The sequence below is a fragment of the Pantoea sp. Ae19-2 genome, assembly GCF_059801205.1.
The window spans coordinates 2,852,086-2,872,766 of the sequence record NZ_JBCHWE010000001.1; the positions used below are offsets into that span (position 1 = coordinate 2,852,086).

Genomic DNA, 20,681 nt, shown 5'->3' on the forward strand with positions numbered 1-20,681 from the left:
GCGCTAAAGTGAGGCGCGGACATCTCAGGCACAGCGATGTTAAGCCCGGCCAGCCTCCCTCTTTTTCGACATTAACTCCATCGCCAGCGCATAGAGCGGCGCGCCGTCAGGGGCAACAGGATCGTCTTCTGCATAACATCCGATCATAGAGGCAACTTTATCTGCCGATAAGGTTTCGCCATAAAGATGGAGCGTCAGGACAGCACGACCAACGATTTTTAGTACGTCTTCATGCAAGATCTGCGGGATATTATTCAATGAAAAAACCCTCTGCCAGTGGTTATATCGATCTATGTCGCTCAATATAAAGGAGTTACTCAATAATTTTTACAGGGGCTGAAGCCAATACTTTTACATTACTAATGCTATTTACCCTGTAAAAAAAACGGGCTTCACCGGTTAACTCAATATTCGCTCTTATAAACAAAAGATTATGAATTTATTAACGTTGTCAGACGGTTATCGGACCCGATCCTGGCGAATGTATTCCGCTGTCATTCATTAAAATAATCCACATAACGCACATCATCTTCAGTTTATTCTTAAAAAAACTCGCGTGAAATGGATATTATTTATTCATAAGGTTAACGTTGCCGTTGCGCACGCTTTCTGACAGACTTGCGCACGCAATGATGCCCCCCACTTTTAGCCGCAGAGGCCGCACCCGTGACCGCTTTTTCCTCGCTTAATTCTCTTCCCGACAGCCAGCTCGATAACCTGCGCGAAATGGGCTATACCAGCATGACGCCGGTTCAGGCCGCCACGCTGCCCGCGATTTTAGACGGACGCGACGTGCGTGCGCAGGCCAAAACCGGCAGCGGTAAAACCGCCGCATTTGGCATTGGGTTGCTGCAGCATATCGACAGCGCTCACTTTCAGACGCAGGCGCTGATTTTATGCCCGACCCGGGAACTGGCCGATCAGGTCAGTAACGTCCTGCGGCAGTTAGCCCGCTTCACGCGCAACATTAAGATCTTAACCTTATGTGGCGGCCAGCCTATGAGCGCCCAGCGCGATTCGCTGGTGCATGCGCCTCATATCGTGGTCGGCACACCGGGCCGTATTCTGGATCACATTAAGCGTAAGACGCTGAAGCTGGAGAGCCTGCGTACGCTTGTACTGGACGAAGCCGATCGCATGCTGGAAATGGGCTTCCGCGACGATATGGAAACGATTATCGCTGCTACGCCAGCATCACGTCAGACGCTGCTGTTCTCCGCGACCTGGCCGGAAGGCATTGCCGCCCTGAGCCAGCGCTTTCAGCGTGAGGCGCTGAGCGTGGTCACGGAAGAAGTGAGTGAACTCCCTGCTATCGAGCAGCAGTTTATTGAAGCCAGCCACGGTGAAAAGCTGTCACTGCTGATCAGTCTGCTCAGCGAACGCCAGCCCTCTTCCTGCGTGGTGTTCTGTAATACCAAGCGGGAGTGCGATGATATTGCGGCTGCGCTCAATGCACGCGATATCAGCGCCCTGCCCCTGCATGGCGATCTGGAACAACGCGATCGCGAACGGGTGCTGATCCGTTTTGCCAACGGCAGCGGCCGCGTATTAGTCGCAACCGATGTTGCGGCCCGTGGGCTGGACATCAAGTTACTGTCGCTGGTGGTAAACTATCAGCTGGCCTGGGATCCGGAAGTGCACCTGCATCGCATTGGCCGCACCGCGCGCGCTGGCGAACAGGGCGCAGCGGTGAGCTTTGTCGCTGCAGACGAAATGGCACGCGCTCATGCTCTTGAAGACTTCCTGCAACAGAAGCTGCCGTGGGTTGCGGCCAGTTCGTTAAAGAAAAGCAGTAAAGCGTTACCGGCCGCCATGATGACGCTCTGCATTGATGGCGGGCGTAAAGCCAAAATCCGCCCCGGCGATATCCTGGGGGCACTGACGGGCGAGGCGGGTTACCGGGCTGACCAAATCGGTAAAATCGATCTCACCGCGACTCATGCATATGTGGCGATAGAAGCGGCCCAGGCTAAGCAGGCACTGGTCAAGCTCAAGCAGGGCAAAATTAAAGGCAAGACCTGCCGCGCAGTCCTGTTAAAAGATTAAAAAAAAGGGCGAGACTCACTCTCGCCCACGCTTTTATGGCTCATCTATCCGCGTCACGTGCAGCGTTGTTTTATCGCCTTTCCCCTGCACCTTGCCACTCACCCGCACTTTGTCATTAGCGGTATAGGTTTTACCACCAAACGTTTTTTCCGGCGCGATAAGGGTCACATGGCCGGTATCGTCACGAAACTGATAATTATCGCCCTTTAATTTTTTAACGATATAGCCTTCCAGCGTGACGTAACCGCCCTGGCGGAAGTCACGGATCTGATCGATGTGGGTTTGCCCGGTATCTTCAGATCCTTTATAGCCCGCATCCTGTTTGCTCTGCGGCGGCGGCGTATCGCCTGTCTTAAAACCACCTTGCTCTGCATATGCGCCAGACGTTGCCATGGCTAACAAGGCGGCCAGTAATACTTTTTTCATCTCGTACTCCTTTAAGGGAAGGTGTCCATGTTGAATAGTCACTGTTAAGCCTGGCACAAGAATATGCTGCCGTTAGATTTTCCCCTCTCACCTTTTTGCACTTGCTGCCGATAACTTCATCACAACCCTTTTCACCTGCTGCGCTGATGCTGAGGCAACAATGGATAATTTTCAGAAAGAGATCGACGAGAGAGCAAATCTCGCGTTATCGAACAAATTTGAGCTGCTGCTGTTTCGCCTGGGCTCTGACCAGTTAAAAGGTAAATCAGAGCTGTTTGGTATCAACGTATTTAAACTGCGTGAAATTGTACCGATGCCGCCGATTACCAAAGCCGCAGGCATGCGTTCGCCGTTGCTCGGCATGGCCAGTATCCGCGGACAGTTTATTCCGGTGATTGATTTACCGGCTGTCGCAGGCTGTGTTCCAGAAACGGGACTTAACCTGCTGCTGGTGACCGAGTACGCGCGAAACACCCAGGCGTTTGCCGTCGAGTCTGTCGAAAACATCGTGCGCCTTAACTGGAGCCAGGTGCATACCGCTGAAGCCGGGATCGGTGGCCGAAATATCACCAGTATCGCCTGCCTTGATGACGATGAACAAAAAAGCAATCTGGCCATGGTGCTGGACGTTGAGCAAATTTTGTATGACATCATCCCGTCTGTGCGCGGCGTTGAGCCGGAAGCCCCGAAAGAGCGTCAGTTCAAAATGAAGCCGGGTTCAGTGGCGATTGTGGCGGAAGATTCTAAAGTTGCCCGTCAACTGCTGGAGCAAGGCCTGAAGAGCATGGGTATTCCCGCCATCATGTGCAACACCGGCCTGGAAGCATGGGAAAAGATCAAAGAGATGCATCAGCAGGCTCAGGCCCAGGGGGAATCCATTCACGACAAGATTGCGCTGGTGTTAACCGATCTGGAAATGCCAGAAATGGACGGCTTTACGCTGACACGCAATATCAAGCGTGATACGACGCTGCGCCATATTCCTGTGGTGATCCACTCCTCGCTTTCTGGCAGTGCAAACGAAGATCACGTGCGCAAAGTCGGTGCCGATGGCTATGTGGCGAAGTTCGAACTGAACGAACTGTCTGACGTGATTTTTAAAGCAATGGAAGCCGCGAGCTAAGACGTAACGGGCAGCTTATCCCTGCCCAGTAAGGCTTGATATCCACCACTCGAGAATATAAGAATGCATAGTGAAACGCTTCCCGTCATCCGTAAGTCACTGTTTCGTGGTCGTGTCCGTCAGCTGAGCTGGATTGCAGCGATCGCTTTCTGCCTGCTGTTCTGGGGTGGCGTGCTTGCCCTGATGGTTTAGTCAATAGCAGCGTAACGTTGCCTGAAGGGAAACAAAAAAGGCTGCCAGTGGCAGCCTTTTATTACGGTAAATGCAACAACGCTATAGAACTCTTTAGCCTTTTCAGAGCGCCTGAGGCTGGCTCTGAGCTGCAATCCTTGTCGCGTTAATTTGAACAACGACCGTTTTGCAAAAAATGCATTTCGCTCCATGCGGGTTGGCTCTTGTCACATCGAAATGTGATGTACGGTACTGCGAGCCACTACAGTGAGGACATTTAAAACGCGTAATTTTCAGTCCTTAGAGACCAACAACGTTCGCAGCAGCTGGGCCTTTGGCGCCATTTTCTACTGTAAACTCAACTTGTTGACCTTCATCTAATGAACGGAAATCTGTGCCCTGAATTGCAGAGAAGTGTACGAATACATCTTTGCTGCCGTCCTGAGGAGAGATGAAACCGAAGCCTTTCTCAGCGTTGAACCATTTAACGGTACCGCGGATTTTGTTAGACATGTTTAATTCCTTAATAATAGAGCCTTCCGGCGTAATGGCCTGAGAACAGATTTTAATCAGAACGTAAGAGAAGACTCAAAAAGAAGGAATGTCTCGCGACAGGCTTAGAGATGAGAACTGCTTTGGTTACTTACTTTGATAGTGTCTGTTAATCAAACCGACGATTCATTAGGTCATATCCTGCTGATGCATGCAAGGGTTATTTTAAAATAGTTGCGAGTGGGCCAGATGAACGTCATGCGCAGAAATCTGGCCCGTTCATGTGTTACGGTTTGCGAATATGCACGTGGTGCCCCTGCTCGCCTGCCGCCAGATCGTCGCGCAAAGTAAGATCCGGTATCCTGTAATCGCCGTCGTTTTGCCGATAATAGGCGACAGGTTCGGTCACAAACAGATTATCCAGACGCTTGCCCAGCTCTGCACACAGTGCTGCAAAGCGCGCGCTGTCGGTGCGGCCGGTGCGATAAAGCGTAAAAGGCGGCAGCACGTCAAAACCGGGATAAAACAAGATGCCATGCTGAATGGGGAACAGAATGTCATCGATATGGCCGTTGATGCCGCGTGGGCTGTAGTGGGATTCCCATCCGCCCATCGTGACAACCAGCATCGCACGCTTCCCTGCCAGCGTTCCTTCGCCATAGCGGTCGCCCCAGTGCGTATCTGAGTGCTCCCCCACGCCATAGGCAAAGCCGCAGGCGTAAACACGATCGATCCAGCCTTTCATGATTGCCGGCATGGAAAACCACCAGAGCGGAAACTGTAAAATCACCGCATCGGCCCACAACAGTTTTTCCTGTTCCTGCACAATATCTTCACTCTGGAAGCCGCCTTCAAAAGCCTGGGTGGATTCTAAAGAGGGATCAAAGCGTTCTGCATTCTGGCGATGCTGCGTGTCTGCCGACGAGACGCGCGCCTCCCAGTTCATGGCATAGAGATCGGAAACGCGCACCTGATGACCCAACTGCTCCAGGTGGCTGACGGAGAAACGCGCCAGCGCGCCGTTAAGGGAATGGGGTTCAGGGTGGGCAACAACGATTAACACATTCATAAAATCACCTGCTTTGATGGGAATCTGAGATGTAGCCTGCATCCGAATGTGCTATCAGTAAAAGTAAATGAATGGATATTCACTATAGGCAAGACTGATACCATGAAACCCGATCTCAACCTGTTAATGACTCTAAATGTGCTGTTACAGGAAAACAGCGTGAGCCGGACCGCGCAGCGGCTAAATCTTTCTCAGCCTTCTGTCAGTGCCCGGCTTGAGCGCCTGCGTGAGTGGTTTAACGATCCCCTGCTGATTCCGGTATCTCATGGCATGCGCCCCACCGCGCGCGCCGAGGCGTTACGCCTTTCGCTTGAGCAACTAAGCGGCATGATCGATGAGGTGGTTGCTGCGCCAGGCCCGTTTATCCCTGCCGACGCCGTTCAAGAGTGGCGCGTAGCGGCCACGGATTACGGTGCCCAGACGGCACTGGTTCCACTAATGGCAGCATTACGTCAGGAAGCACCGGGCACCCGGCTCGCCATTCTGGATATGAAACCCGCGTTGATCGCGCAGCAGCTGGAAAAAGGCACGGTCGATCTGGTGCTTCATTTGCGTGACGGCGTACCAGACGGGCTGCATATCCGCCCGCTATTTGAGGAGCGTTATGTGGTGGCAGGACGTCAGGGTCATCCCGCCCTGCATCCTGATATCACCGCTGAAGCGCTTTGCGCGCTGGAGCATGTAGTGGTATCGCCCGACGGCGGCGGCTTTCGCGGTGTGACGGATAGCGTGCTGGAAGCCAGAGGGTTGAGCCGGAAAGTGGTGCTCTCCGTGCCCCACTTTTTGCTGATGGGCAGCGTGCTGAGCACCAGCGATTTGGTGGCGTTGATGCCGGAGAGAGTGGCGGCGATGATGCCGGGATTAATGACCGTGAAGCCCCCGATGGCGATTCCGGGCTTTGAACTGGTGATGCTGTGGCATGAGCGATCGCACCGGGATTTGGGGCATCGGTGGTTGAGGGAAAGGGTGGTGGGGAGGTTTTAATGGAAACGGTATGGTGAGGTTCTGAGATACTATTAAAGTAATTGATATCATAAAGGTGAGTGATATGGATAAAGAGTTACACGCCGAAGCGAGTAAGTTCTTAAGCTACATTTTACGGCATAAACCTGAAACGATTGGTTTAACTCTAGATGCGGAGGGGTGGGCAGATATGGATGCATTGATCCGCCTTTCAAAAGTGAAAGGCCATCAATTTGATAAGGACCTCATTCGCACTATTGTTGAAGACAGCGCGAAGAAACGTTTTACCCTCTCTCCTGATGGCTTACATATTCGAGCCGCACAAGGACATTCCTCTCAGCAGGTAGATATCCGTTATGAAGAAAAAACACCTCCTGCTCTTTTATATCATGGGACTGCTACACGCTTTCTGGCATATATCTTAGGGGAAGGTCTTAAACCCCAAAGTCGTCAATATGTCCACTTATCTGGCGATGAAAATACAGCCGTTCAGGTTGGACTGCGTCACGGTAGGCCTGTCGTTTTGAAGATTCAGGCTCTGGCTATGCATGAACAGGGTTTTACTTTTTTTCAGGCTGATAATGGCGTCTGGTTAACCAAAAATGTCCCATTCAGTTATATTCAACAATAAGTAAGCTATTGTTCTGCCTGTTCAGCTTTGTAACGGGCAGACTCACATTTAGCAATTATTAACCACTCAGTAAAGCTGTCTACATGCCCTCTTCCTTCCCAGCCTGCTGAAGCAAATGCATGAATATAGTAGATTTTTGGCTCTTCTGTTGTATCTTCGCCATCAAAACAGACAATATCATCCGAATAGCGCAAGTTTGCGAAAGGTATCAACTTACGGTCAGGATAAAGCTCTTTGATTTTTTTACACCAAAAATCAACATAATTTTGTGCACAATAAAAAAACCACCACGGTTCTATATCTTCTTTTTGCTCAACTGCAACATAATTGATGAAGCTTTCTGGTAAGGAAAAATTTGGATACAAATACTTTCCATACATTGCTAATACATCGGTCATTTATTTATCCTTCCCCGTTACTTTTGGAAATTCAGCCGAACCATTAGGATTGTTTTTACTAAATCCACCTGACTGATTATTAATTCTTCCAGTAATAGCCTCACCCCAGGTTTTAGCTAAACCAAAACGCCCTGAATCCACCATATCTTTTGGTAATGCTTCGTCAAAATCCCTAAGATTAGCTTGAACTTTTGTTCCTGCCTCTCTTGCAGCTCTAATCCGCGTGTCATCCATACTGGTCTCTTTTCCATCTGGCATTTTGATGGCATCCACTAGTTCTCCTTTCCAGCCATCTTTTTTCATACTAGAAACAAGATCATCGTAAGTATATTTCATACTATTACTTTGTTCTGTTTTGTTATATGAAACGGTATTTTGAGAGAATCGGATATCATTAGCATCAAAGGAGGAGACAATTCCTACTGGTTTAATTGGACCAGATACAGAATAGAGTTCCCCCCCTTTGAACGAATCACTGTCTTCTTGGAAAAGATCTGGTTTCGATGGGTTTAAAGGTATAATTTTGACGGGGACATTGCCATGTTGATGTTCTTTTTCTAATTCATCATCGTCAAGCGCATTATTCTCAGCCGCATTTTTCCCCGCCTGAGCGCCCGCTATTGCTCCTGACGCGCTGCCGTTTGCCAGACCGCCAGCAAGCCCCGCGGCCAGCGTTCCGAGTGCGCTGATGGTTTGCTTCTGCTCTTCACTCAAATCCGTCCGCGCGATACCCGGATATATCTCCTGAGCGATAAATTCGCCCAGCGCTGCACCACCGGCACCGGACAGCGCACTGTTGCCCTGCGCCTGTGCGATTACAGCCCCCACAACCGCATGCGCCATCAGATTGGCTGCGGTATTCACCACTTCCTTGCCGTCAGGGCCTGTTGTGGTGGTATTTTTGTGGATCAGTTCGGCGAGGTAAGGGGCGGTTGCGCCAGCCAGTGCCGCTTTAAAATCTCCGCCTGCCAGTCCCTGCACTGCTGCGGTGGCCCCCTGAATCCCCCGCTGTAATGAACTTCCGGTACCGGAGTCAGCGATTGCTATTTTGTACTCAGTTGTGGCTTTAAGGCTCGCAATGTAGGCATTACGTACTTTTTCAGACGCGCCTTCGGGTGCGGGGCCTTTTACCTTCTGGGCTTCCTTCAGCGCACCAATCTCGCCCTGCGTACGAGCAATATCCGCCACCTGACTGCCAATCTCGCCAATCATCTGCGCGGTCTGCAGCCGTTGCTGTTCTTTCTCTTTGTTAAAGATCGGGCTGATGCTGTCGTTGGCATGCGCCGTGTCACGACTCAGCGTGGCGGTATGCCGGAAGATCTCTAAAGGTGAATGGCACGATTATGCGGGATACTTACATATCCATCTCAGGTCTGCCCCGTTCTCCAGCATCTGCGTTACCGGGACGGCGCTGGAGGTGAAGGTGTTACCGGGCTGTCTGATTCTGACGGCGCAGGAGCCGCCGCCGGAACCGCCCGAAGAGCCGGAAGTGGTGACTACGCTGAGGCGGGCCTGCAAGAAGCTCTCTGAGCGTAAGCGGCGGGAGATAGCGGAGTTTATTCAGATGATCGCCGCACCGCAGAAGCGGCCACGTAAGACCCCGGAAGGAATGGTTGAGTGGCGCAGGCTGGATTAACCTGGTTTGTTTTGCCATAAAAAAACTGCACCTTACTAAGTTGGGGGGCCAACGTTTGGGGTGCAGTCTACAGGGCCGGGATTTCGTTTAATCAACAGGAGTAGCTATATATTCATCAAGTATATGAACATCTTCAACATTACATTCTGGATATATCCATTTAGACCAATTGGTAATAATCCATTCTGTACTTAATGCTCTACCTTCGGTTGACGCACTTTCGATTGGTAAAGATATTAAAATCAGGCCAGCTTTGTGACCAGAAGATACAACTAAGCCATGAGTTTCAAATAAATCTATGACCATAAAATCAACCCATTCTTCATATGGCCAAACAGCAGGTAATCTAAAGACAGTTCCTCGACTTATAGATTTATTTTTATAATCAATGAGTTTCATTACTTCACCTTCAAGTCATGACTACCCGACTTATCTATGCTGTTAGGGATTTTTTGCATAGAGAAATCAACTTCGCCCAAATGCTTACCTTTCGGGCTGACAGCCTCAAATCGCCCATGCTGAGTATCTAGTGCATATAAATTACCATCGGCTCCTCGATAAACATCTCGATTATTTAGTTTGGTCAGTTTATTGTCTTTCACCATTCCTTGTTCAGCGACAACTTTATTAACTGTTTCTTTTACAATAGCTACTCGTTCTCCTGGTGGGAGCTTGGACAGACTCGCTTCAAAAGCACCAACAGTACTCCCTGTAGCAATTTTTATAGTTGGATCAACTGCTTTAATAACACCAGGCACTTTCTTGCCTGGTAGTATAATCCCTGCCAGCATCCCACCCGTAGCTTCCAGCGCTGCCTGATTACCTTCCGACGCCTGTACTACCGTGTCTTTCACTGCAGACCAGGTTTGACTGCTCATCAGCGCCTTAACGCTGTCAGCCACCGCCTGATTTTTCCCGGACAGATCGCTCAGTGCCTGATTACAGTAGCTGTCTCCGGCAGCACATGAAGCCAGTGCCATCGCTGCATCGGCTACATAATCCACTGAGCCTAATGCCGCATCACCGGTATTGGCAAGGGCATTGATAATACTATTGGCGATGGAAGATGTGGTGCCTTCACCCAGCTTATGCCTGACCTGATCCTTCAGAGACTCGGCGGCTTGTTTAACCGTTTCACGGGATTTATCACCACTCAGCGAGTTATTCTCCACCGCATTTTTCCCCGCCTGAGCGCCCGCTATGGCTCCTGACGCACTGCCATTTGCCAGACCGCCAGCAAGCCCCGCTGCCAGCGTTCCGAGTGCGCTGATAGTTTGCTTCTGCTCCTCGCTCAAATCCGTCCGCACGATACCCGGATACATCTCCTGAGCGATAAATTCGCCCAGCGCTGCCCCACTGGCACCGGACAGCGCGCTATTGCCTTGAGCCTGTGCAATGACGGCGCCCACAACCGCATGCGCCATCAGATTGGCTGCGGTATTCACCACTTCCTTACCGTCAGGGCCTGTTGTGGTGGTATTTTTGTGGATCAGTTCGGCGAGGTAAGGGGCGGATGCGCCAGCCAGTGCCGCTTTAAAATCTCCGCCAGCCAGTCCCTGAACAGCCGCAGTTGCCGCCTGGATCCCCTGCTGTAATGAACTTCCTGTGCCGGAGTCAGAGTCAGCGATTGCTTTTTTGTACTCAGGGGTCGCTTTAAGGCTCTCTATGTAGGCATTGCGTGCTTTTTCAGATGCGCCTTCGGGTGGGGGGCCCTTTACCTCCTGGGCTTTCTTCAGCGCATAAATCTCGCCCTGCGTACGAGCGATATCTGCCACCTGACTGCCAATCTCGCCAATCATCTGCGCGGTCTGCAGTCGCTGCTGTTCTTTCTCTTTGTTAAAGATCGGGCTGATGCTGTCGTTGGCATGCGCCGTGTCACGACTCAGCGTGGCGGTATCCTGCTTCTGATTAGCCTGATCGCGCACCACTATCGTACCGTCAGACACTGCTGACTGGGTAGTCCCTTCAGCATGCCCTTTTCCACCTGCGCCTGCCAGCATGGTGTTAGCCATATTCCCGGCAAACTGATCGCCCAGACTGGCACCCGAGCTCATGCCGATGCCCTGATGCTCGGTTTTGTAGTCGGCCTCGTTATGCAGATTGGTAAAGCCCAGTGTACCGGTATCCAGACGGTTTTTATCCGCATCGGCCTGACTGGCGATGACCGCACCGTTAAGTTGTGTATGGTTGCCCACCGTGACATCAAAGCCGCCATTGCCAGCATAAAGACCGCTTTGCTCCTTCACGCTGTCGAAATTGCTGTGCATCTTGTCCTGGCTGGCGTTGATATACCCGGACCCGGTCATTGAGCCAAAGGTAAAACTGCCGCCTGCACCAAAACTGGACTGCTTAGAATCGTATTTGTCGCTGTCCTGCAGGCTGGTAATGGTCAGATCCCGACCCACATCCGCCTTCACGCTGTTGCCATTGACCTGAGCGCCACTCAATGTGGTATCGCGACCGCTGCTGATGGCAACCTTGCCGCCGCTGTCCAGGGTCGTTTCGCTCCAGACCGTGCCGTTGCCTTTCTCATTGCCCTTAGCGCCATTGACGCTGGCAAAGACGCTTAATCCCGCACTGCCTGCCCCAACGCCGAAGCTGACACCAATGCCGCCCCCGCTGCTGCTGTTTTTACCTGTGGTTTGCTGGGTGTTTGCCGCACCGGTTAGGGTGATGTCGTTTGCCGCCTGTAACGTCGTATCGCCGCCTGCTTTCAGCTGACTACCAGAAATCACCAGATTGCCGCTGTCTCGCCCCTGGCCTTTGCCCGTGGCATTGATACTCAGATTACGGCCTGCATTGATCGTTGAGCCGTTAACCGTGTCTGACTGCTGATGCTGCTCCGATTTCGACTGCTGGGTAGAAAGTGAAATACTGATGCCAATGCCGTTATTAGGATCACCCTGTACCTGAGCAAGCTGACTGGCCTGATTCGCCTGCACGCCAGACAAGACGGCCTTGGTCGCCTGAAGCGCGGCCAGACGACCATCACTCTGCTGTTTGGCTGACTGCGCTGCAGCGACTGCACTGTTCACGGCTTCCGCTACCGCACCAGACAGCGCCAGCGTTAAACCACTGGTACGTTGCTCCGTTCTTTCATCGTGGGTACGCAGATCGTGTCCTGGCGTAACAGTAACGCTATCACCCTGGAGCGCCATATTACCGCCCGCCACCAAATCGGCACCGTTAACCTGCAACTGCTTGCCAGCGGTAATTGAAACATTCCCTTTAGTGCTGCCGACGGTACTGATGCTCTGGCTTTGTGTTGTTCCTTTATCGCGCATCTCCTGCAGTGATTTACTGCTACCGATGCTGATACCAATGCCGCCCGTTCCCATCAGGCCGCTCTTTTTCGTTTCCGAAAAACGCCATGTGGAATCGGTATTAGTTGCGGCAGCAATATCGACATTGTTACCGGCATCCAGTGCCACATTGCCATCACCGACGACCTGAGAACCTTTTACCAGCAGGTCATTACCTGCTTTAACGGAGACATTGTTGCCGCTCAGCAGGGTGCCTTTTTCATTCGTTGCACTGTCTTCCTGAATGGTGTGCGTAGTCTTTTTACTCAGGAAGCCTTTTTTAGTTTTGGTTTCTTCTTTGTAGTAATAATCGCTTTCGGTCGCCGTATTCAGGTTAACGTCGCGACCGGCCTGCAGGGCGATATCCTGTTTTGCCGTCACATCGGTTGCTTCGGTATTGATATCTCGACCGGCAACCATTGTCGTACTGCCACCACTGGCAATTTCCGTGCCCTGCTGACGCACGGTTTCACTGATAACAGTTTTCTTGTCGCCTCTCTCGCTGTAACCGGAACCGGTGGCTTCGGCATTCAGGTTGATATCACGGCCCGCTTTCAGCGCGGCATTACCTGTGGCGGCGATGGCGGCGGCCTGACTGTTGATATCCTGACCGGCAGCCAGGCTGAGATTACCGCCGCTGCTGACGGAGGTGCGATCCAGGCCGGTGGAATGGGATTCCTGGTTGCCACTTCTGCTATTCGTAGTGTTGCTGGAACTGTTGAGATTGATATTGTTGCCTGCTTTCAGGGCAACATCTCCGTTAGATGCAATATTTGCAGCCTGACTGGTAATGTCCTGACCAGCGGCGAGACTCAAATTACCGCCGCTGTTAATCTGACTTCGCGAAGTTCCAACTGACGACGATGATGAATTGCCTTGAGAACGACTCTGGCTGTTCGTAGCGCTATTGAGATTAAGATTGTTGCCAGCAATCAGACTGGCATCATTTGCCGCATTAATATTACTGGCAGTTACAGTCAGATCTCGGCCAGAATGGATAGTGACGTTTTTGCCCCCGGTAATCGTACTACTGTCTGTACTCACCTGAGTCTGGGTCGTACTACCAATGACTTTCCCTTCCCAACCTCTTCCATGACCATAAACTGTTTGCGAATAATCATTGATATTTTGATTGTCTGTAATAGCAATATCCTTCCACGCATCCAGAAGAAGATCGCCACCCGCTTTAACATTCGCACCTGTAACGTTAATACTATTTCCTGCTTTCAGACTTAGCGAATCTACTGCTGTGATATTGGCTGTCGCTTTCGTTAATGTTTCGCTATATTTTTTCTCTAACCCACTATTACCTTTCGCATCTAATTGCCATAAATCTGTCGTAGTAACGTTATTAATATCGCCATTTGTGGTTTCAAGTGCGACCTTTTTACCACTAATATTTGAACTGACGTTATTGATATTATTTATCGCGCTCAACTGCAGATTTTCGCCAGCATAAAGCATGCCTGCGCTCAGGTTATTTATACTGTTCTGACTGCTAACCGTCAGGTTATTTTTTGCGGTAACAGTACTGCCGCTATTGGTAATATCTCCGCCGGAAAGTGTCACGTTATTGCCCGCAATCACGCTGCCGTCATGCATTTCCACGTCTTTGGATGATAAATAGACTTTCGGCACCATTACCGTCTCGCCATTTATCGTCGTGGCTTCCCACCAGACCATACTTTTATCAAGTGAGGCTACCTGCTGCGCAGACAATGACACGCCAAACTGCAACCCCAGCGCACGCTGCGCAGAGGCTGCGTTATCCATTAAATAGCGCATCTGATCCAGTTCAGAACCAATGCCATTCAGATAACGGCTGCCGGTCTGGTTTAGCACTGCGTTACTGACATAGCGCGTATCAAAGGCCGCATCACCAAGGAAACGGTAATCATAGTTTGGCTTGAGGTTCAGACGGTCTAGTAGATAAGACGACCCCAGGAAGGTGGTTTTATCGGTATAAAGCTGACGGCTTTCTTGCGGTGCCTGTCCCGGCTGCCTGCCAAGCAATGCGTTAAGATCGCCAAACAGGCTGTTATCCAGTTGTCCCAGACCGTTAAGTTTTGGATTGAGAGTGATTAAATAGGGACTTTTGCTGTTACCAAAAACAAAATAGCCATTATCGCCAGACGGAATCGGATAGGCGCTGGTGTCGACACTGGCCGGCTTGTAACTGCGTAGATTAGCTGTGCTGACTGCAGGATCGGAAATCAGTCTACCTGACTGACTTAAATCGGCACGACCAAAGCTGACCGATGCATGAGTAACAAGCGAGGCCTTATCAGGTGTGCTGCTATCCAGTGAACTATTACCATTGACCTGCTGCAAGGCACCCTGAAGCTGATCGCGCCACTGAGGAGAATTAACCGTAACCTTTTCTGCTCCGGCAATCTGCTGACGTTGCTGTGCACCCAACTGGCTAAGTGAAGCCAGTCCTCTTATACCAGGAGTGGATAGTGTATTTCCGGTCCAGCCTGCGTTTGCTGTGGTGTTGGTATTACTAATATTGCTGGAGAAATTGGCACTGATGTTGCCTCCGGCCTGAATAACTGCGCGATAAAGTTCACCCGCCGTAAAGTTATTTTCATGCCCAACGAGTTGATAAGGTATATTATTGCCAATAGCACCATCCACTGTCCTTTGATTATTAGGTATCGGAGTAGTTGCAAAAACACCTGTGTACTTATATATAGCAAAATTATTTTGAGTACCTGCTTGCCAAGATTGATTATTAAAGTACCCACCTGAAAGAACAGTATTTCTTTGAGATAAAATATTGCTGGCTTGGTTATCTAGCCCATTTGCATTTATAACAAGATCTCTTCCTGAAGCTAAGCGTGCGACTCCACCATTTGCTATGACACTCAAGGTTGAACTGGAAAGAATAACTTTTTGCGTTTCGAGTTTTATATTAGGGGCATATACAGTTTCAGTTGTAGTTGTGCCGTGGCATTTTGTGGCCCCCTTACCTGAATCACAGTTAGGTTGGGCTGGATGATTGATGGTTACTATTGCAGTGCCATAATCTCCAGGATTAAGTTCCCATATAGAAAAATTTATATAGGCGTTACCAGCGCCTACTTTTGTGGGATTAGGATTATTAGTTTGTGTAACCTGCAACCCATCCCGCGTATTCAACAAATGCCCAGTATTGATATTAATATCCCCACCCTGCGTCTCAATCGTCCCAGAGGTGTTGATCACTTCCCCGTTGGCATTGCCCGCGCCATCGCGCTGCATCCACAGGCTGTTGCCCGCGAGAATATCGCCACGCTGGTTACGAATGCTGTTGGCAAATAAATAGAGATTCTGCCCGGCATAGAGCAGCGCTGTGTTGACCAGGCTGCCTGGCGTGCTGATGGTCAGGTTACCGAGCGTGCCGGTAAAACCGTCAAGAGTGACATCGCTGCGGCTGTTCAGGGTGACGTTGCCGCCGCCCTGCAGGCTGCCAGCACCGTTCATGGCGATGCGGTTGCCTGTCAGGCTACTGTCAGCGCCGCCGGTGGTGATCTGGCCGTTGTTGGTCAGGTCGCCGCCCGCATTCAGCGTCACGCCCTGGCCCTGCATTGTGCTCTGATTTTCCAGCGATCCGTTGCTGTTAAGCGTCAGCCGGTTGCCCGCTGCCAGCGTGTTATGACTGACGAAGCTGTTCGCCAGATTCACTAGCACATCGCCCAGCGCAACGACCTGACCGAACTGGTCAAAACCGTTACTCACCAGCGTCAAACCGCCGCCGCTGAACAGCCGTCCCGATCCGGCCAGGTTAACCTGCGCGGCATTCACGTTCAGTTGTCCGGTGCCGAGCACGGTGCCGCTGTTACCGAGATTCTGATAATTAACGGCCAGGTTGCCGCCCTGCGCCATGCCCTGGTTCTGGAAATTGGTGCCGTTCAGGGTGCCCTGTTGATCGGCAAGCAGCGTGCCGTTGTTAGTTAAGCCGGACGCGTTCAGCGTGAGCTGTCCGGCCTGCAGCCAGCCATTATTCACCAGTTGCGGTGTGGTAAAGGTCAACGCGCCGCCAGCCAGTAATCTGCCATTGTTGGTGGCTGAGTTTGTGGCGTTGACTGTGCCACCAACGCCCTGAATCAGACCATAGTTATAGAGATCTGGTGTGGTCAGCGTCAGCGCGTTCTGAGAAACCAGAGTGCCATTCGCGGCGTTGGTGAGATGCCCGGTGGCGCTGAGCAGCAGGTTATTGTCACCCTGTAGGCGGCCCGCGTTATCTAACGCACCGGTGTTAATCTGAAGATCGCTTCCCTGAATACGGCCCAAATTATTCAGCGATGCCGACTGCAGGCTGATTTTTCCGGCACTGAGCAGGTTCTTATCCTGCTGCTGTGTCAGCGCGCCGTTGAGCTGCACGCTAAGGCTGTCCGCGCCAGTAATTTCCCCGTTATTGTTTAGCGTGTCGCCTTTCAGGGTAAGGTTTTTAGCCACCCATTGCCCCTGATTCGCCAGCGTCAGCGCCTGTAAGGCTGCGGTGCCGTTGGCAGAGATCTTGCTGCCTGCGGCGGCATCCAGCCTGTCGCTCAGGGTAAGTTGCAGGCCATCGGCACTTTGAATCGCTCCACCGTTGGCCAGTTTTGCCGCATTCAGCAGGATCTGTTGCCCCTGCCACGATCCGTTGTTGGTGACGTTATCGGCCGTAATCGTTAACGCGCCCTGCGTGAGAAGCTGTCCTCCCGCGTTATTCACAAGTTCACGCGTCGGAGCGCTCTGCGCCAGCAGCATTCTGAACCGCTGCGGGGCCGGTCCGAGCGTCAGGGATTTCAGACCGATAAGGTTGCCCTGGTTGGTCACGCTTGCGGGAGTAACCGACAGCGTATCGCCCTGAATGGCGCCGCTGTTGTTCAGCGAACCGCCGTTAAGCGTCATGGCTTTTTCGGCGAGGACAGAGCCGGTATTCACCAGATTTTGCGCACTGAGTTGTGCACCGCCCTGACTGAGTAGAGATCCACCATTCGTAAGGTTGCTATCAATCGCGGCGCTGAGATCGCCGGTGCTCAGCAGCGATCCCTGATTTTGCCAGCTACCAGACGTTATCTCGGCATTCACCCCCTGCAGGGTGCCAGCCGTGTTTAATGTCGCCGCGCCAAGCAGCAGATCGCCACCGCTTAACGCTCTGCCTGTTGAAGACTGGGTGAGATCGCCAGTACTAAGCGCGTCCAGTGAAGTACTGCCCTGCCACAGGCCGCTGTTATTCAGCGATCCGGCACGCAGCGTCAGCCCGCTTGCCATGATTTTGCCACTGTTAGTCAGGCTCTCGGCATTCAGGCTGGCGTTGCCGCCCGTAATCAGGTTGCCGCTGTTATCCAGCAGCCCCGTGGTTTGCCCGTCCAGTGCACCAGTGCCATTGAGGGTACCGGTGTTTTTTAAGCTGCCGAAACGGTAACTGAGCTGGCTGCCCTGCCAGGTTCCGGCGTTACGGGCGTCCGTACCCTGTAACGTCAGTGCGCCACCAGTAATCAGTTGGCCGCCCGCAAGGTTATCCAGCTGACGGAACCCTGCCGTCAGCGCGTTATCGCCCTGTAGCAGCCCCTGATTTTGTAATGTATCGCCCGTTATCTGCAATTGCTGGCCTGCAACGCTACCGGCGTTAGTCAGTGACTGCGCCTGGACCTGCGCCAGCTGACGCGCAAGCAGCTTGCCGTTTACGCCATTATTCAGCGTGCCGGTCAGCGCGGTATTCAACGCGTCCGCATTCACCTGGCCGTTATTGGTAAAATCACCGCCATTGACGCTGAAGGTGCCCGCCACCTGTAACAGCCCATCATTTACCAACTGGACAGGTGCCAGGCTCAGTCCGCTTCCGCTGACAAGCCGACCGTTCGCCAGGTTAGCAATTTGCGCGCTGGTTATCGCCAGTGCGCTGTTGCCCTGTAGCAGGCCAGCATTACTGAGCTGGGGAGCCTGAATAGTTAGCTGATCCGCAGCAAGCGTGCCCGCATTGGTGACGTTGCCAGCCTGCAGGTTCATTGCCTGCTGGGCCGTCAGGGTGCCACCGTTGTTAAGCTCCCCAGCCACAGAGGCGGTGATATTTTTTGTGGCCTGCGCACTGCCGCTGTTTTGCCAGCTTTGTGCTGTGACAGCCAGATTATCGCCCTGCAGCTGTCCCTGGTTGTTCAGAGAGGAGGCCGTAATGTCAGCGTTGCCCGCCGTCTGCAACTGGCCCGTCGCCTGATTGCTCAGACTGCCGCCTTTCAACGTCAGCGCCGTATCGCCCTGAATCAGTCCGCTGTTGATTAAATCGCCCTGAAAGGCCAGCACTTTTGCCAGTAACCAGCCGCTGTTGTCTGTGGTATTTCCCTGCAGATCGACGCTTTGCTGACCCATTATCTTGCCGCTGTTGGTCAGGGTTTTCGCCTTCAGCGTGGCATCGCCTGCACTGAGCGCATTGCCGCTGTTTTGCCAGTTGCCCACTGTCAGAGCCAGTTTATCTGCCTGAATTAATCCCGCGTTATTCAGGTCACCGCCGTTAAGCGTCAGTTGCCCTGAGGTCAGTAGTTCGCCGCCCTGTCGGTTATTCGTCGTGTCCGCATTCAGGTTCAGGCTGCTGGCGCCCTGAATTCTGCCTGCGTTATTTAACGTAGCGGCCGTGAGCTCAGACTGATTCGCGGCAATCTGCCCACTGTTAGTAAGCTGGTCGTTTGTCAGTTGCAGTGAGCCTGTCGCCAGCAGTTTGCCATCTGTGAGGTTGGTCAGTTGACCGTTGTCAGAATGAAGCGTGCTGGCGTTGATTTCGCCATCGTTGACGAGACTGTTGCCGCTCAGGTGCAGTGCACCCTCCGTGCTCAGCAGCCCGCTGTTGCTGAAGTCAGGCAGGTTGAGCGTCAAATCGCCCGCCGTCGCAATACTGCCCTTTTTTAAGTTAGTCAGATGCTGGCTTAACAACGTCAGATTCTGCGTACCCTGCAACAGACCGCTGTTGGTTATGGCATCGCTGTTGAGCGTCAGCTGCGGTGCCGTCAGCGAACCACTGTTATTTAGCGTCATCGTCTCCAGCGTGAGTGCATCAGCACCCTGCAGCGTACCGCTGTTATTTAGTGCATCACTCTTGAGCCGGATCGCATTGCCCTGCAAGGCGCCCTGGTTAGTCACGTTGTTGCTGACCGTGGACAGTTGCCCTTTTGCTGACAACGATCCTGTGTTACCGATCGTGAAAGCATTCAGAGAAAGATTATTCCCCGCCTTAAACTGCCCGGCATTATCAAACTGGCCGGCCGGGTCCAGGCTTAAGCCGCCGGTGAAGTCTGGCTGCGCGTTGAACGAGATGTTATTGGTGGCGTTGAGCGCACTGCCGCTGTCCACCGACAGGCTGGTCGCGGCAAGGTTGATGCTGTCACCGGCCACGATCTTGCCACTGTTGATTTGCAGGCGCTTGCCGCCCTGCAATGCAATAGTGCGATCGCTCCCCAGGCTCCCATCGTGCAGACTGATAGTGTTTTGTGCGGTTATCGTCGCCGGGCCAGCGGATTTATGTTCCCCGCTCAGCTCTACGCTTTGCGCACTGGCGGTCAGTGCCCCGCTGCTGAGGCTGTTATGCACCGCCAGTTTACCGTTCGCATCCAGGGTGATATCGCCCTGTCTGGCCAGTAAGTTACCCAGATTAACGCCGACGCCTTTTTCGCTCGACACCAGATGAATGCGGTTGGCGTACATGCCGCCCAGTGCGCTGGTATCGACCGCCACGCCGGGCGCAGGCCCTTCGCCGTTAATGGGCGTTATCGATCCATCCTGCCCGACGCGGTTTGCTCCCAGCGTCACGGTGAGATCTTTGGCGTGAATCCCGGCATTGATTTCCGTTGCGCGTGCCACAATCGATACTGCATCGGCTTTACTGCCGTCCAGTCCCTGGCCCTCAATGGTAATGGTGCCTTTACTGACCTCCAGCGCGGCCAGGTTGCCGTTGGCATCAAACTGCGGTTTACCGGTGGTCAGCGTCACGTTGGGCGTATTGATAAAGCCACAGCCGTTACAGGTAATGCCGTAGGGGTTAGCCACCATAACGTTGGCGGCTTTACCGGCCACTTCGGTATAGCCCTGCAGCTGTGAACGATTAGCCCCCACCACTTCGTTAATAATGGCGCGCGCTTCCTGGCCGGCTTTAAGGTTGGGGTTGTTCTGGATCAGCCCGCCAAGCTGGGTCTGCGTGAGCTGGCCAGTGGCGTTGTTGAGGATAAGGCCCTGTTGCCCCACGTTATATTGATCGTACTGGTTATGAGAAACACCCGCCTGATTCGGCGTTGCAATATTGACCACGGGCACGCCATTGCCTGCCGCATCCATCCTGGTGCCTGGCGTGACTGGCGTGATTTCTGCGGCCATCACGGGCAGCATCGGTTGCACCGCCACCAGATAGCAGATGAGATAGCTGAGGGCGCGACGGGCAGGGGAAACAGGCTGACGATCGTCCATAATCAG

At 52.5% G+C, this 20,681-nt stretch carries 14 protein-coding genes and 1 pseudogene; 6 read left to right on the forward strand and 9 right to left on the reverse strand.

The features are described 5' to 3' along the window. Positions 1-39: 39 nt before the first annotated feature. Complete coding sequence (locus AAIE03_RS13300; RefSeq protein WP_014606481.1) at positions 40-258, reverse strand: hypothetical protein; 219 nt, start codon at positions 256-258, stop codon at positions 40-42. 408 nt (positions 259-666) lie between these two features. Here AAIE03_RS13300 and dbpA point away from each other — a divergent pair, with 408 nt between their 5' ends. Further along, on the forward strand, positions 667-2,046 hold the full coding sequence (gene dbpA, locus AAIE03_RS13305; RefSeq protein WP_498563032.1) for an ATP-dependent RNA helicase DbpA: 1,380 nt from the start codon (positions 667-669) through the stop codon (positions 2,044-2,046). 33 nt (positions 2,047-2,079) lie between these two features. Here dbpA and AAIE03_RS13310 read toward each other — a convergent pair whose 3' ends face one another. Then, positions 2,080-2,472: a YgiW/YdeI family stress tolerance OB fold protein gene (locus AAIE03_RS13310; RefSeq protein ID WP_015700873.1), complete on the reverse strand. Its 393-nt coding sequence runs from the start codon at positions 2,470-2,472 to the stop codon at positions 2,080-2,082. A gap of 160 nt (positions 2,473-2,632) precedes the next feature. Between AAIE03_RS13310 and AAIE03_RS13315 the strand changes: the two genes are divergently transcribed. Further along, on the forward strand, positions 2,633-3,595 hold the full coding sequence (locus AAIE03_RS13315; protein WP_013024807.1) for a chemotaxis protein: 963 nt from the start codon (positions 2,633-2,635) through the stop codon (positions 3,593-3,595). A 63-nt stretch (positions 3,596-3,658) separates the two neighbouring features. Beyond that, the gene (locus AAIE03_RS13320; RefSeq protein ID WP_019106665.1) at positions 3,659-3,787 is read left to right on the forward strand and encodes a hypothetical protein; all 129 of its coding nucleotides are present in this window, start codon (positions 3,659-3,661) and stop codon (positions 3,785-3,787) included. Between the two features lie 102 nt (positions 3,788-3,889). On the opposite strand, the gene ymcF is transcribed toward AAIE03_RS13320, so the two are convergent. The 3 genes from ymcF to AAIE03_RS13335 all read right to left on the reverse strand — a co-directional run bounded on the left by ymcF (position 3,890) and on the right by AAIE03_RS13335 (position 5,327). After that, the gene (gene ymcF, locus AAIE03_RS13325) at positions 3,890-4,063 is read right to left on the reverse strand and encodes a cold shock small protein YmcF (protein ID WP_085980249.1); all 174 of its coding nucleotides are present in this window, start codon (positions 4,061-4,063) and stop codon (positions 3,890-3,892) included. 3 nt (positions 4,064-4,066) lie between these two features. Then, on the reverse strand, positions 4,067-4,279 hold the full coding sequence (gene cspE / locus AAIE03_RS13330; protein WP_009091867.1) for a transcription antiterminator/RNA stability regulator CspE: 213 nt from the start codon (positions 4,277-4,279) through the stop codon (positions 4,067-4,069). A 265-nt stretch (positions 4,280-4,544) separates the two neighbouring features. Beyond that, positions 4,545-5,327, reverse strand: a complete 783-nt coding sequence (locus AAIE03_RS13335; protein ID WP_024471981.1) for an NAD(P)H-dependent oxidoreductase — start codon at positions 5,325-5,327, stop codon at positions 4,545-4,547. A gap of 102 nt (positions 5,328-5,429) precedes the next feature. On the opposite strand from AAIE03_RS13335, the gene AAIE03_RS13340 reads away from it, so the two are divergent. Beyond that, positions 5,430-6,311, forward strand: a complete 882-nt coding sequence (locus tag AAIE03_RS13340) for a LysR family transcriptional regulator (RefSeq protein WP_210453472.1) — start codon at positions 5,430-5,432, stop codon at positions 6,309-6,311. Positions 6,312-6,375: 64 nt separating this feature from the next. Further along, complete coding sequence (locus AAIE03_RS13345; RefSeq protein ID WP_024471983.1) at positions 6,376-6,921, forward strand: RNA 2'-phosphotransferase; 546 nt, start codon at positions 6,376-6,378, stop codon at positions 6,919-6,921. Positions 6,922-6,926: 5 nt separating this feature from the next. Here the strand turns inward: AAIE03_RS13345 and AAIE03_RS13350 are convergent, their stop codons facing one another. Then, on the reverse strand, positions 6,927-7,319 hold the full coding sequence (locus AAIE03_RS13350; protein ID WP_024471984.1) for a hypothetical protein: 393 nt from the start codon (positions 7,317-7,319) through the stop codon (positions 6,927-6,929). A gap of 573 nt (positions 7,320-7,892) precedes the next feature. Further along, positions 7,893-8,627 (reverse strand): annotated as a pseudogene (locus AAIE03_RS13355) (VENN motif pre-toxin domain-containing protein); the annotation flags it as partial. Between AAIE03_RS13355 and AAIE03_RS13360 the strand changes: the two are divergent. Further along, positions 8,584-8,955, forward strand: coding sequence for a SymE family type I addiction module toxin (locus tag AAIE03_RS13360; RefSeq protein ID WP_024471986.1), 372 nt, complete (start codon positions 8,584-8,586; stop codon positions 8,953-8,955). The pseudogene AAIE03_RS13355 and the gene AAIE03_RS13360 overlap by 44 nt on opposite strands. A gap of 87 nt (positions 8,956-9,042) precedes the next feature. Here the strand turns inward: AAIE03_RS13360 and imm45 are convergent, their stop codons facing one another. Both imm45 and AAIE03_RS13370 read right to left on the reverse strand, forming a co-directional pair. Beyond that, positions 9,043-9,354: an Imm45 family immunity protein gene (imm45, locus tag AAIE03_RS13365; RefSeq protein ID WP_151260377.1), complete on the reverse strand. Its 312-nt coding sequence runs from the start codon at positions 9,352-9,354 to the stop codon at positions 9,043-9,045. Then, positions 9,354-20,675: a hemagglutinin repeat-containing protein gene (locus tag AAIE03_RS13370; RefSeq protein WP_498563033.1), complete on the reverse strand. Its 11,322-nt coding sequence runs from the start codon at positions 20,673-20,675 to the stop codon at positions 9,354-9,356. The genes imm45 and AAIE03_RS13370 overlap by 1 nt, the downstream gene beginning before the upstream one ends. Between the last annotated feature and the right edge of the window lie 6 nt (positions 20,676-20,681).